The organism is Pseudomonas sp. ES1, from assembly GCF_050586605.1.
Classification (GTDB): domain Bacteria; phylum Pseudomonadota; class Gammaproteobacteria; order Pseudomonadales; family Pseudomonadaceae; genus Aquipseudomonas; species Aquipseudomonas sichuanensis.
Genome location: NZ_JBOBDM010000026.1, coordinates 44,848 through 58,028 on the forward strand (window position 1 = coordinate 44,848; position 13,181 = coordinate 58,028).

The following is a 13,181-nucleotide window of genomic DNA, read 5'->3' on the forward strand; positions in this document are numbered from 1 at the left end:
GCGCCGATTTTTGAGGTATTGGCCTGGGGTACGAACATGAGCACAGAAGATCCACGCTTTGCCGGCGTCGCCCGGCTGTACGGCGATGACGGGCTGCAACGCCTGCGCCAGGCCCATGTGGCCATCGTCGGCATCGGCGGGGTGGGCTCGTGGGCGGCCGAGGCCTTGGCACGCAGCGGCGTGGGTGAGATCAGCCTGTTCGACCTCGACGATGTCTGCGTCAGCAACACCAACCGCCAGGCCCATGCGCTGGATGGCCAGGTGGGGCGGCCCAAGGTCGAGGTGATGGCCGAACGCCTGCGGGCGATCAACCCGGCCTGCACGGTGCATGCGGTGGCCGACTTCGTCACCCGCGAGACCATGGCCGAGTACATCACCGAACAGATGGATTGCGTGATCGACTGCATCGACAGCGTGATGGCCAAGGCCGCACTGATTGCCTGGTGCAAGCGGCGCAAGATCGCCATCATCACCACAGGTGGCGCGGGTGGACAGATCGACCCGACGCGCATCCAGATCGGCGACCTGAACAAGACCTTCAACGACCCGCTGGCCTCGCGGGTGCGCTCGACCCTGCGCCGGGATTACAACTTCTCGCGCAACACCAGCCGCAACTACCAGGTGCCCTGCGTGTTCTCCAGCGAACAGCTGCGCTACCCCAAGGGCGATGGCAGCGTGTGCCTGCAGAAGAGCTTCGTCGGTGAGGGCGTACGCTTGGATTGTTCGGGCGGTTTTGGCGCGGTGATGATGGTGACCGCGACGTTCGGCATGGTGGCGGCGAGCAAGGCGGTGGAGAAACTCGTTGCCGGCGCGCGGCGGCCGTCGGAGCGGGTCAAGGCTGAATAGGCGGCGTTTGCTTCTTCGCGGGTAAACCCGCTCCCACAGGTGCGCGTGAGCCGCAGTGCCGACGCAAAACCTGTGGGAGCGGGTTTACCCGCGAAGAAGGCATCGCCGACTTACCGGTGAATCGCCAGCTCACCCATCCGCTGCAACACCGCATGCAGCCCGTTGCTGCGCGAGGGCGACAGCTGACGCTCCAGCCCGAGTTGGGTGAACCAGCCGTTCAGGTCTAGCGTCGCCAACTCATCGCTGGCCACTCCCTGCACCCGTACCAGCAACAGCGCCAGCAAACCGCGCAACAGCCGCGCATCGCTGCTGGCCTTGAACCGCCACTGGCCGTTTTCTTGCGCGGCCACCAGCCACACCAGGCTCTCGCAACCATGCACCCGGTTGGCCTCGGTTTTCTCACTGTCGTCCAGCGCCTCCAGCCGATCCCCGCACTGCATCAGCAGCCGTGCCCGCTGCTCCCAGCCGCGCGCCTGTTCGAAACTCTCCAGCGCCTGGCTGGCTTCTGGCGACAGGCTCATCGCAGCAGCTCCAGGCCTTGGTCGAGCGCGTCGAAGAAGCGCTGCAGGTCATCGCTGTCGTTGTACAGCCCCAGCGATACGCGGATCGCCCCCTCCAGCCCCATGCCCTTGAGCAACGGCATGGCGCAATGATGCCCGGCACGCACGGCAATGCCCTGTTCGGTCAGCAGGTGGGCGATGTCGGCGTTGTGCACGCCTTCGACGATGAAGCTGGCCAGCGCTGCCTGTGGCGAACCCAGCAGGCGAATACCTTCGCGATCCCCCAGGCCCCGCAGCAGTTGCTGGTGCAGGCCGGTTTCATGGCGGGCGACGGCCTCGCCATCGAGGCTGGCCAGGTAATCCAGGGTCGCCCCCAGGGCTATCACACTGGCGATGGGCGGCGTACCGGCCTCGAAGCCCAGTGGCGCGGGGCGGAAACTGGCGCTCTGGTATTCAGCCAGTTGCACCATTTCGCCACCGAACTGCCAGTGGCGCAGCAGCGCCAGGGCCTGGTGCCGGCCATACAGCACGCCGACACCGTCGGGGCCGTACAGTTTATGGCTGGAGAACACGTAGAAGTCGCAGCCCAGTTGCTGCACATCGTGGCGGCCATGCACCACGCCCTGGGCGCCGTCGACCACGGTCAGCGCGCCTTGGGCCTGGGCGTGCGCCAGCAGCGGGGCCAGGGGTTGCCAGGTGCCGAGCACGTTGGACAGTTGGCTGATGGCAAGCAGGCGAGTCCGTGGGCCGATCAACTGCAGGGCCTGGTCCAGATCGACATGGCCGTGTTCATTCACCGGCAACACCACCAGGCGCAGTTGACGACGTTGCGCCAGTTGCTGCCACGGCAGCAGGTTGGCGTGGTGCTCCAGGGCGCTGACGGCGATCTCGTCGCCGGCCTCGAAGCGGTGCTCCAGGCCATAGGCCAGCAGGTTCAGGGCTGAAGTGGCGCCATGGGTGAAGACGATCTGCCGTGAGTCGGCGGCATTGAGCCAGGCGCAGGCTTTGTCACGGCTGGCTTCGAAGGCTTGGGTGGCGAGGGCGCCCGGCAGGTGCTGGGCACGGTGCACGTTGGCCGCGCCATGGCCGTAATAATGGCTCAGGGCGTCGAGCAGGGCCTGCGGCTTCTGCGTGGTGGCGGCGCTGTCCAGGTAGGTCTGGTGCTGGCGTTGCAGGGCGGCGATGGCGGGGAAGTCGGCACGCCAGGGGGAGGGCTGGAACATGTTCGCGGGGCCTGGAATGAAAAATCGGGGCGGGCCTTGCGGCCAGCCCCGATCTTATCACTTCGAACCTGCAGGTTCTCAGTTGTGGGCGTGCAGCGCCTCGTTCAGCTCGATGGCCGACTTGTGGGTCTTGCACTCCACTGCGCCGTTGAGCGAGTTGCGGCGGAACAGCAGGTCGGTCTGGCCGGCCAGGTCACGGGCCTTGACCACCTTGACCAGCTGGTTGTTCTCGTCCAGCAGGTTCACCTTGGTACCGGCGGTGATGTACAGGCCGGCTTCCACGGTGTTGCGGTCACCCAGCGGGATGCCGATACCGGCGTTGGCGCCGATCAGGCAGCCTTCGCCGACCTTGATGACGATGTTGCCGCCACCGGACAGGGTGCCCATGGTCGAGCAGCCGCCGCCCAGGTCCGAGCCCTTGCCGACGAATACGCCAGCGGAGACGCGGCCTTCGATCATGCCCGGGCCTTCGGTGCCGGCGTTAAAGTTGACGAAGCCTTCGTGCATGATGGTGGTGGCTTCGCCGATGTAGGCGCCCAGGCGCACACGTGCGGCATCGGCGATACGCACGCCGGCTGGCACGACGTAGTCGGTCATCTTCGGGAACTTGTCCACCGAGAACACTTCCAGCAGTTCGCCCTTCAGGCGCGCTTCCAGTTGCAGTTCGGCCAGCTCGGCCAGGTCGACCGCGCCCTGATTGGTCCAGGCCACGTTCGGCAGCAGCGGGAAGATGCCGGCCAGCGAGACACCGTGTGGCTTGACCAGGCGGTGCGACAGCAGGTGCAGCTTGAGGTAAGCCTCTGGGGTGGACGCCAGGGCACCGTCTTCGGCCAGCACGGTGGCGACCAGCGGCTTGTGGCTCTCGGCCAGGCGGGTCAGCAGGGCGGCCTGGGCGGCATCGACGCCTTTCAGGGCCTCGGCCAGTTGCGCGGCCTGGGCGTTGCTGAAGGCGATGGCCTGGTTGCCACCTTCATAGCCAAGGATCGGCGCGATGGCGGCGACCAGCTCGGCGGATGGGTTGAGCAAAGGCTGCGCGTAGAAGACTTCCAGCCAGGCGCCCTGGCGGTTCTGGGTGCCGACGCCGAAGGCCAGGCTGAACAGGGTATTGGACATGTGATTACCTCGTGCGAAATAGGGTAGGGGCTCAGGCCATGGCAGCGGCGTACAGGTCGGGCTTGAAGCCGACCAGGGTACGCGCGCCAAGGTCCAGCACCGGGCGTTTGATCATCGACGGCTGGGCCAGCATCAGCTCGACGGCCTTGGCCTGGTCGAGGTCTGCCTTGCTGGCGTCGTCCAGCTTGCGGAAGGTGGTGCCGGCACGGTTGAGGATGACTTCCCAGCCGTGTTCGTCGCACCAGCGGTTCAGGCTGTCACGGTCGATGCCTTGGGTTTTGTAATCGTGGAATTCGTAGGCGATGGCCTTGTCTTCGAGCCAGGTACGCGCCTTTTTCATGGTGTCGCAGGCTTTGATGCCGTAGAGCGTGTAGGTCATTGTGTACATTGGGGTTACAAGTCGCCCCAATCTCTCCGTTTCTCGATGTCAGTCGCGGGATTATGCGGGAACGATCTTCGCGGCGCCACGCCTGTGGCGCCCATGTTTACTGATCAGAATGTGTTCAAGCGACCAGGCGCTGTACCGATCCGATGATCTCATCGCCGTGCTGCTGTTCGGCAGTGCGCAAATCGAAGGCCGTCTGCAGGTTGAGCCAGAACTCGGGAGTGGTGTCCAGACAGATGGACAGGCGCAGTGCCATGTCGGCGGAAACACCGCCCCTTTCGCGCAGGATGTTGTTGACGGTTGGCGTTGCAACGCCCAGCGCTCTGGCCAGTGCCGCGGCGCTGAAGCCCATTTCCTTCTGGAAGTCCTCACGCAGGATTTCACCGGGATGGATTGGACGCATACCGTTCTTGAGCATGATGCACCTCAGTGGTAATCGACAATTTCAACGTTAACTGGCCCGTGGTCGGTCCAGGTGAAGCACAAGCGCCATTGGTCATTCACGCGGATACTATGTTGACCGGCACGATTGCCGCTCAGTGACTCAAGGCGGTTGCCAGGTGGCGACCGAAGATCTCGCAACTCTGTTGCAGCATCGAGCATGGCCAGTTTGCGCTCCGCGACTGACTTGATATCTGACCAACGCCGTGACTTTCCAGTGGTAAAGAGTGCTTCCGTGTCGGCACAGCTGAAGCTTCGAATCATGAGCGTGAACGCTTAACGTTATTCGTTAAGATTGATTATACGATTGGATCGCTGCAGTTCAAGCCTTCATCACGGAGCACGCGACTCGCAGGCAACGGTCACGACTGCTGGGTATCATCATGTTACATATTCCCCAGCCACCTGCGACTATCGTGGAGCGGTCCAGCATAGCCGGTCGCCGCTAACATATTGTTTCAAATGCGATGTTTCGCCCCCGCTGTCGTTGTTTCGATTACACAGGAAGCTTGCCCGATGCAGTCAGCCTATACCGTCCTAATCCTGCTGATGCTGGTGAGCCTGTCGAAACTGGTGGGGCGTGTGGTGCCGCTGCCGTTGCCGTTGGTGCAGATCGGCGCAGGTGCCTTGCTGGCCTGGCCCACCCTGGGCCTGCATGTGGCGCTGGACCCGGAACTGTTCCTGTTCCTGTTCCTGCCGCCGCTGCTGTTCGCCGATGGCTGGCGCATGCCCAAGCGCGAACTGTGGCGCATCCGCGGGCCGGTGGTGGCGCTGGCGGTGGGGCTGGTGCTGTTCACCGTGGTCGGCGCCGGTTACTTCATCCACTGGCTGCTGCCGAGTATTCCGCTGGCCGTCGCCTTCGCCCTGGCGGCGGTGTTGTCGCCCACCGATGCTGTGGCGGTCTCAGCCATCGCCCAGGATCGTTTGCCCACACCACTGATGCACATGCTCCAGGGCGAGGCGCTGATGAACGACGCCTCGGGCCTGGTGACCTTCAAGTTCGCCCTGGTCGCGGCCATCACCGGGGTGTTCTCCCTGACCGAAGCCAGCCTCACTTTCGTCCTTGTCGCCCTTGGCGGCCTGGCGGTGGGGGTGGTCCTGAGCTGGCTGGTGGGGCGCCTGCGCATGTGGATGATCACCCGCGGCTGGGACGACCCTGCCACCCACGTGGTGTTCATGTTGCTGCTTCCGTTCGCCGCCTATGTGCTGGCCGAGCGCCTTGGGGTGTCGGGCATTCTTTCGGCGGTGGCCGCCGGCATGATGCAGAGCTGGCTCGACCTGCTGCCACGCCAGACCAGCACGCGGCTGCTCAACCGCAGTGTCTGGTCGTTGCTCGAATTCGCCTTCAATGGCCTGATCTTCCTGCTATTGGGCCTGCAATTGCCGGACATCATCAAGGCGGTGGTCAGCCACGAGCCGACCGTCTGGCCGGCGTTGGCCTGGCGCTGTCTGGACGTGCTGGCGATTTTCGCCGCGCTGGTGTTGCTGCGCTTCGTCTGGGTGCAGAGCATCTGGCGTGCCATCGGCGTGGTGCGGCGCTGGCGCGGCAAACCGGCGCTGGTGCTGATGCCGACTGCGCGGTCGTGCTGGCTGTTGACCCTGGGTGGGGTACGCGGGGCGGTGACCCTGGCCGGCGTGATGTCGATTCCGTTGCTGATCGGGGCTGGCCAGGCCTTCCCTGAGCGCGACCTGCTGATCTTCATTGCCGCCGGGGTGATCCTGTTGTCGCTGGTCAGTGCCGTGATTGCCTTGCCCATCCTGCTGCGCGGCGTTACCCGGAGCCCGGATGAGCGTCTGCACCAGGAAGTTCAGGAAGCCTGGCGACGCACGGCGGAGGCTGCGATCCATGCATTGGAGGCAGAAGAGGTGACCGACGCCAACGCACCGCAGGACGCCGCCCAGGCCGCCCTGGCGGTCGAGCTCAAGGCGCGGTTGATGGCTGAGTACCGGGATGAGCTCGACAGTTACAACGACAGCGCCGAGGCCCGTGCCCTGGCCGAGCAGATGGACCTGCTGGAGCGCCGGCTGCGCCTGCGTGCACTGCGGGCCCAGCGTCTGGAGTTGTACAATCTGCATCGCCAGCACCTGGTCGGCGATGAAGTGGTGAGGCAGGTGTTGGGGGAACTGGATATGAGTGAAGCAAACCTTGGTGCAGTCAGGTAGGGGGCGTGGTCGTGCCAGCCACTCCCGGCAGGAAATGACTGGCCGGTAATCCGCGTCAGTCTTCGATTTTCTCCCGTCCAGGGTAGGCCATGCGCATGAACTGTTTGTCCTTGGCGCTGAGCTCGTCATTTCCGAGCACTTCCCAATCTCCTAGCGTCAATTCCTGTTTGACTGGGTAGTGCATGATGGAGGTCGGATCGTAATCCAGTGTGACAAAACCCTGTGCAGCGATGGGGAGATAATTGATTGCAATCATCTCCTCGATCATCGCTTCGAACTCTTCATCGCTCATGTCCTCGATCATTTCGTCGAGCTCTTCATCGCTCGTTTCTTCGATCATTTCGTCGAGCTCTTCATCGCTCGTTTCCTCGATCATTTCGTCGAGCTCTTCATCGGTCGTTGCCTCTGGCGCGAGGCGTCCAGTGAACCGGGCACGCAGCGCCTCGAGGTCCCATGGAATGTTGGCCATTGGGTGCTGATGCTCGTGAATCATGCCCAGAGCATGACCGAACTCATGCAGCACGATACGCCTGAAATGCTCATCGGCGGGCCGAACACCCAGGCTCATGCTGGGCCCGTCCATGTTCCGCGCAACAAGACCGAGCGCACTTTCGTTGAAATCGGGCGGCACCGCTGTGTCGATCCTGATATCGGCGGACTGGTCATCATCATCGACCAGTTCGAAGTCCAGGTTGGCATGCACCAGCCATGCTCGTGCTACTGCGACGATCGCCTGCTTCAGGTCTTCTTCAGGGTGACCGGTAAAAGAAATCCTGAGCGTGCTACCCGTCTCCCAGAAAATTGTATGGTCGCCAATTGAGCGTTTCTTGCGCGAACTGCGCGGCGTGCTCGGTACGCGACGCGTTTTCAGTCGTTTTGCGATTGAGGTTTCAAAAAGTATGTCTTGCATCGATGCGTTCCTCATTTGCTGGAGCTTGCGAGAATGGGCGCATCGGGCGGGGCAGCTGCGTTAGATAATGCTGCAAGGCTATTGCCTCATCTGTGATAGAGGAGGCGTGACTCTACGGCCGGTCTGGCTGAGTCCGAGATTGGCGTTTTCACCCTGGACGGCAGGGCAATTCGATTTCGTCGGATTGCCCTGCTGGTCGGTACTGGTTTCTGGGTGGCTCAGCGCACCAGGAAGGCCCGATTCCGCCCGGCGGCGTCGGTCAGGTGCAATACGCTCATTTGCGGCAGCCGTTCTGACCTGGCGCTGGATAGACCAGGCGCATGAACCGTTTGTCTTTCTGGCTGAGCTTGGTGTTCTGCCCGACTTCCCAATTGCCCCAGGTATGCGCCTGCCGGATGGGGTAGTGCATGATCGACTCTAGGTCGTAGGGCAGCATCGGTTGTACGTCGTCTTCGGCAAGGGGCAGGTACTGAATGTTGAGCTCTGTCTCGATTGCGGCCAGCAGTTCCTGCGGATCGTTCGTCTCCTGGCTCAGGGCCTGTGCCAACGCTTCTCGCAAGGCGTCGAGGTTCCATGGAATATAGGCATGAGGATGTTGATGCTCGTGTTCCATGCCCAGTGCATGACCAAATTCATGCAGCACGATCTGGTCGAACAGGGGGTCGGACAGGCTTACGCCTAACGCCATGCTGGCGTCTGTGACGAGTTGGGAATAGCGTCCCAGCAAGCTGTAGTTGACGTCTTCGGTCACGTCGGTGCGGATGCGGATTTCGGCGCGATCATCGTTGTCGTCGACGAGCTCGAACTGCAGGTATGCATGCTCAAGCCATAGGCTGGCCGTCTGCAAAACCGCCGTTTTCAGCCACGGATCAGGGGTGCCGGTGAACGATATCCTGAGCGTTTGCCCGGGCTGCCAGAAGGGCGAGTGGACGTCCAGGGAGCGTTTCTTGCGGATGCTGGAGGCTGCAGGCCTTGTGTGCAGTTTTTCGCGCAGGCGATAGAGCGTGTTGGCCAGAAGTACATCGGTCATCGGTGAGCACCTTTTCGATTGAACGGAGGTGCACTATCCGGTTTGCTGGTCGGGCTAGAGCGGTGCATATCGCTGGGCGATATCTGACCGGACGCGCCTTGGCCGATGGTGGGTTTTTCAGGCTGGACAAGACAGCCGGGCAGCCCAGGGCATGGCCGAACTCGTGGAGGACCGTGCGTTCGAAGCTGTCCATGTCCGGTGTCACACCTAATACCATCGATGCGCCTGCACTCCTGCGGGCGTCGGTGCCGAACATCGAGTAGTTCGCGGTGACGCTGCCACCGGTATGAATCTTGATCTGTGCGTCGAAGGTATCGTCATCGACCAGTTCGAAGCGCAGGTTGACGAACGGCAGCCATTGGCAGGCCGCGTTGAAAATCGCTTGCTTGAGGGATGCGCGGGGCTGGTTGACGAAGGTGATGCACAGGGTGCTGGCGGCTGGCCAGAATTTGTCTGCATACCCCAGCGAGCGTTTCTGGCGGTGGTGAGGGGCAGGGCCGTGGGCCCTGCAGTTGATGAGTTCGATCATGCTCTGGACTCCTGGTTGAAGGAGGCCAGAGCATTGGCCAAGGCCGTGCAGGCCATGCGGTAGCTATATTTTGGGCGGATGGCGGGCCATCCCCGTGTTCAGCGCTTGCTCAGGAACGCGCGGATGCGCTCGGCCGCCTCGATGCATTCGGCCAACGGCGCAACCAGCGCCATGCGCACACGCCCGGCACCCGGGTTGACGCCATCCACTTCGCGGGACAGGTACGAGCCCGGCACCACGGTCACGTGCTCGGCTTCGAACAGGTCGCGGGTGAAGGCGGCATCGTCGCTGCCCGGCACCTTGGCCCACAGGTAGAAGCTGCCGTCCGGGCGCTGCACGTCCATCACCGGCTGCAGGATGTCGAGCACCGCGTCGTACTTGGCGCGGTACTGGTCGCGGTTCTCGCGCACATGGGCCTCGTCCTGCCAGGCGGCGACGCTGGCCAGCTGGGTCTGCACCGGCATGGCGCAGCCGTGGTAGGTGCGGTACAGCAAAAACGGCTTGATGATGCTGGCATCGCCGACCACGAAGCCCGAGCGCAGGCCTGGCAGGTTGGAGCGCTTGGACAGGCTGTGGAACACCACGCAGCGCTTGAAGTCACTGCGGCCAAGCTCGGCGCAGGCGCTCAGCAGGCCCGGTGGCGGTGCGTCTTCGTCGAAGTACAGCTCGCTGTAGCACTCGTCGGCGGCGATCACGAAATCGTGCTCGTCGGCCAGGGCGATCAGCTTCTTCAGGGTGTCCATCGGCACCAGCGCACCGGTGGGGTTGCCCGGCGAGCACAGGAACAGGATCTGGCAGCGCTTCCACACTTCGGCCGGCACGGCGTCGAAGTCGGGGTTGAAACCATTGTCTTCCAGGCACGGCAGGTAATGTGGAGTGGCGCCGGCCAGCAGCGCCGCGCCTTCGTAGATCTGGTAGAACGGGTTGGGGCTGACCACCAGGCCGTCATCGGCACGGTTGACCACGGCCTGGGTGAAGGCGAACAGCGCCTCGCGGGTGCCGTTGACCGGCAGGATATGACGGTCGGCATCGAGCCAGCCGGCCGGCACGCCGAAACGCCGCTCACACCACTGGCCGATGGCCTGGCGCAGGGCGGGCAGGCCGATGGTGCTCGGGTACACCGCCAGCTTGTCGAGGTTGTCGGCCATGGCTTGGGCGACGAAGGCCGGCGATGCATGCTTCGGCTCACCGATCGACAGGGCGATGGCGCGTTTGTCCGCTGCCGGTTGTACGGTGCCCAGCAGGGCGCGCAGTTTCTCGAACGGGTAGGGCTGAAGCTGGGTCAAGGCATGGTTCATCGGCGCAAGGTCTCGTAATCGTCAAAAGGTCATGCGGGTAGGGCTGGCGTCGCTGGCCTGGCCGGCCTGCAGCTGCTGGACGATGGCCTCCTGCAGGCGGCTGCACAGCTGCGGGTCGGACAGCGGCTGGTTGTCGGCATCGGTGATGAAGAACACGTCTTCCACGCGTTCGCCCAAGGTGGCGATCTTGGCGTTCTGCAGCGACAGGTCGAACTCCAGGAAAATCCGCCCGATCCGTGCCAGCAGGCCGGGGCGATCGGGGGCGGTGATCTCGAGGATGGTCACCGGGCGCTGGGCGTCGTTGAGGATGGTCACCTGGGGTGGAAAGTCGAAATGCTTGAGCTGGCGCGGCACCCGGCGCTGGATGATGGTCGGGTAGTCCTCAGGGTTGCGCAGGGCTTCGGTCAGGCCGTCGCGGATCTGTTTGACCCGCTGCGGGTTGTCGCCGATCGAGCCGCCGTCGTTGTCGAGCACGATGTAGGTGTCGAGGGTGAACTGGCTGCTCGAGGTGATGATGCGCGCGTCGTGGATGTTCAGGTTGAGCTGCGACATCGCGGCGACGGTCACGGCGAAGAAGTCGTGCTGGTCGGGGGCGTAGATGAAGATCTGCGTGCCGCCCTCGAACTCGCGCTGGGTGGTCTCCTTGATCAGCACCAGCGGGCCGCCATCGGCCGGCTGCTGGAGGATCGCGTCGGAATGCCAGGCCACGTCGGCGGCGTTGTGCTTGAGGAAATAATCGTCGCCCAGCTGCGACCAGAGCTGCTCCACGTCGTCCGGATCGGTGCCTTCGCGCACCAGGATGTCCAGTGCTGCGGTTTGCGTCTGACGAATCTGCTCTTCGCGGTCCAGCGGGTTTTCCAGGCCGCGGCGCAGCGCGCGCTTGGTCTCGGTGTAGAGCTGGCGCAGCAGGCTGGCGCGCCAGGAGTTCCACAGGCTGGGGTTGGTGGCATTGATGTCGGCCACGGTCAGCACGTAGAGGTAGTCCAGGCGTGTCTCGTCGCCGACATGCAGGGCGAAATCGTTGATCACCTGTGGGTCGGAGAGGTCTTTGCGCTGGGCGGTGGTGGACATCACCAGGTGGTTCAGCACCAGCCAGACGATCAGGCGGCTGTCCCAGGCGGGTAGCTGGTGGCGCTCGCAGAACGCTTGCGCGTCGACGGCGCCCAGCTCGGAGTGGTCGCCCTGGCGGCCCTTGCCGATGTCATGGTACAGCCCGGCCAGGTAGATCAGCTCGGATTTGGGCAGGCGCCCCATGAGCTTGCTGGCCAGCGGGAATTTTTCCGACACCGGGGTGTACTGCAGTTTGCGCAGGTGCTTGATCAGGTTGAGGGTGTGCGCATCGACCGTATAAATGTGGAACAGGTCGTGCTGCATCTGCCCGACGATCAGGCCGAATTCCGGCAGGTAGCGGCCAAGAATACCGTAGCGGTTCATCCGGCGCAGGTTGCGGTGGATGCCGATCTCGCACTTGAACAGCTCGATGAACAGGCTGGTGTTGCGAATGTCGTGGCGGAACTTGTCGTCGATCAGGTGGCGGTGTTCGCGCAGCAGGCGCACGGTGTCGGCGCGTACCCCCTTGATTTCGGGGTGCTGGGCCATCAGCACGAAGATCTCGAGCATGGCGAAGGGGGTACGGCGGAACACGTTGGGGCTTACAGCTTCTATATAGCCGTCGTGCAGGCGGAAGCGGGCATTGAGCGGTGTGGTGCTGCCACTGTCGTCATCGGCGAGGATCACTTCCTCGAAGTGCTGGATGATCAGGTCGCACAACTGGCTGATGCTCATCACCACCCGGTAGTACTGCTGCATGAACTGCTCGATGGCGCGCTTGGGGTTTTCGTCGCTGTAGCCCAGCAACGTGGCGATGCTGCGCTGGTGGTCGAACAGCAGGCGATCTTCGGCGCGCCCGGCAAGCATGTGCAGGGCGTAGCGCACGCGCCAGAGGAAGGCCTGCGACGAGGCCAGCAACTCGTTCTCGCTCTCCAGCAGGAAGCCTTCGCCGGCCAGCGCGTGCAGGTTCAGGGTGCCGTACTGGCGGCGCGCCACCCACAGCACGGTCTGGATGTCGCGCAGGCCGCCTGGCCCACCTTTGACATTGGGCTCGAGGTTGTACTCGGTGTCGTTGTACTTGTGGTGGCGTGCCTTGAGTTCGGCGCGCTTGGCCAGGAAGAACTCCTTGCTCGGCCACATGTGCGCGGTGCTGGTGACTTCCAGCATGCGCTGGCGCAGCGACTCGGGGCCGGCAATGGTGCGGCTTTCCATCAGGTTGGTGATGACCGTGAGGTCGGCCCGGGCCTGCTCGGCGCACTCGTCCACGGTGCGCACGCTCTGGCCGACTTCCAGGCCGATGTCCCACAGCAGGGTGAGGAAGCGTTCGATGGCGTCGCGGTACTGCTCGTGCTCGGCGGCGTCGAGCAGGATCAGCAGGTCGATGTCCGACCAGGGGTGCAACTCGCCACGCCCGTAGCCGCCGACCGCCACCAGGGCGATGCCGTCCGCTTGGCCCCAGGTGAACTGGTGCCAGGCCTGCTGCAGGATGTTGTCGACGAACCAGGCGCGGTCCTCGATCAGCCGGCGAATTTCGCGGCCTTCACGGAAACGCTTGTCGAGCACCTCGCCGGCCATGCGAATGGCTTTCTTGAAAGCGGCGATGGGGCTTGCCTTGAGGGCCAGTTCCGCCTGGAACTGGCCACGGTCGAACAGCTCGGGATCCACCTGGGGCATCGAGTCGCGTTCCTGTGTA

Annotated in this window: 13 protein-coding genes; 2 read left to right on the plus strand and 11 right to left on the minus strand. The window is 63.5% G+C overall.

What is annotated here, in order from left to right; genetic code table 11:
- Nucleotides 1-36 precede the first annotated feature (36 nt).
- Complete coding sequence (gene tcdA, locus ACQ4N9_RS13015; protein WP_390968071.1) at nucleotides 37-846, plus strand: tRNA cyclic N6-threonylcarbamoyladenosine(37) synthase TcdA; 810 nt, start codon at nucleotides 37-39, stop codon at nucleotides 844-846.
- A 110-nt stretch (nucleotides 847-956) separates the two neighbouring features.
- Here tcdA and ACQ4N9_RS13020 read toward each other — a convergent pair whose 3' ends face one another.
- The 6 genes from ACQ4N9_RS13020 to graT form a co-directional block, all read right to left on the minus strand.
- Nucleotides 957-1,367, minus strand: a complete 411-nt coding sequence (locus ACQ4N9_RS13020) for a SufE family protein (RefSeq protein ID WP_390968070.1) — start codon at nucleotides 1,365-1,367, stop codon at nucleotides 957-959.
- A complete protein-coding gene (locus ACQ4N9_RS13025) occupies nucleotides 1,364-2,569 on the minus strand; it encodes a cysteine desulfurase (protein ID WP_390968069.1) in 1,206 nt (401 codons plus the stop codon). Before ACQ4N9_RS13025 ends, ACQ4N9_RS13020 begins: the two co-directional genes overlap by 4 nt.
- Nucleotides 2,570-2,647: 78 nt before the next feature.
- Nucleotides 2,648-3,682 carry a 2,3,4,5-tetrahydropyridine-2,6-dicarboxylate N-succinyltransferase gene (dapD, locus tag ACQ4N9_RS13030; RefSeq protein WP_125465222.1) on the minus strand — a complete coding sequence of 345 codons (1,035 nt, stop codon included), beginning with the start codon at nucleotides 3,680-3,682 and terminating at the stop codon, nucleotides 2,648-2,650.
- 31 nt (nucleotides 3,683-3,713) lie between these two features.
- A complete protein-coding gene (locus tag ACQ4N9_RS13035) occupies nucleotides 3,714-4,061 on the minus strand; it encodes an ArsC family reductase (RefSeq protein ID WP_390968068.1) in 348 nt (115 codons plus the stop codon).
- A 124-nt stretch (nucleotides 4,062-4,185) separates the two neighbouring features.
- The gene (gene graA, locus ACQ4N9_RS13040) at nucleotides 4,186-4,485 is read right to left on the minus strand and encodes a type II toxin-antitoxin system antitoxin GraA (protein WP_003252274.1); all 300 of its coding nucleotides are present in this window, start codon (nucleotides 4,483-4,485) and stop codon (nucleotides 4,186-4,188) included.
- A gap of 8 nt (nucleotides 4,486-4,493) precedes the next feature.
- Nucleotides 4,494-4,772, minus strand: coding sequence for a type II toxin-antitoxin system toxin GraT (gene graT / locus ACQ4N9_RS13045; protein ID WP_390968067.1), 279 nt, complete (start codon nucleotides 4,770-4,772; stop codon nucleotides 4,494-4,496).
- A 252-nt stretch (nucleotides 4,773-5,024) separates the two neighbouring features.
- Between graT and ACQ4N9_RS13050 the strand changes: the two genes are divergently transcribed.
- A complete protein-coding gene (locus tag ACQ4N9_RS13050; protein ID WP_390968066.1) occupies nucleotides 5,025-6,671 on the plus strand; it encodes a Na+/H+ antiporter in 1,647 nt (548 codons plus the stop codon).
- 55 nt (nucleotides 6,672-6,726) lie between these two features.
- Here the strand turns inward: ACQ4N9_RS13050 and ACQ4N9_RS13055 are convergent, their stop codons facing one another.
- The 5 genes from ACQ4N9_RS13055 to ACQ4N9_RS13075 form a co-directional block, all read right to left on the minus strand.
- Nucleotides 6,727-7,581, minus strand: coding sequence for a hypothetical protein (locus tag ACQ4N9_RS13055; protein ID WP_390968065.1), 855 nt, complete (start codon nucleotides 7,579-7,581; stop codon nucleotides 6,727-6,729).
- Between the two features lie 274 nt (nucleotides 7,582-7,855).
- Nucleotides 7,856-8,428 (minus strand): hypothetical protein, encoded by a 573-nt coding sequence (locus tag ACQ4N9_RS13060; RefSeq protein WP_390968089.1) that lies wholly within the window; start codon nucleotides 8,426-8,428, stop codon nucleotides 7,856-7,858.
- Between the two features lie 22 nt (nucleotides 8,429-8,450).
- Nucleotides 8,451-9,140, minus strand: a complete 690-nt coding sequence (locus ACQ4N9_RS13065; protein WP_390968064.1) for a hypothetical protein — start codon at nucleotides 9,138-9,140, stop codon at nucleotides 8,451-8,453.
- 98 nt (nucleotides 9,141-9,238) lie between these two features.
- A complete protein-coding gene (dapC, locus tag ACQ4N9_RS13070; protein ID WP_390968063.1) occupies nucleotides 9,239-10,438 on the minus strand; it encodes a succinyldiaminopimelate transaminase in 1,200 nt (399 codons plus the stop codon).
- 21 nt (nucleotides 10,439-10,459) lie between these two features.
- On the minus strand, nucleotides 10,460-13,162 hold the full coding sequence (locus tag ACQ4N9_RS13075) for a [protein-PII] uridylyltransferase (protein ID WP_390968062.1): 2,703 nt from the start codon (nucleotides 13,160-13,162) through the stop codon (nucleotides 10,460-10,462).
- Nucleotides 13,163-13,181 lie beyond the last annotated feature (19 nt).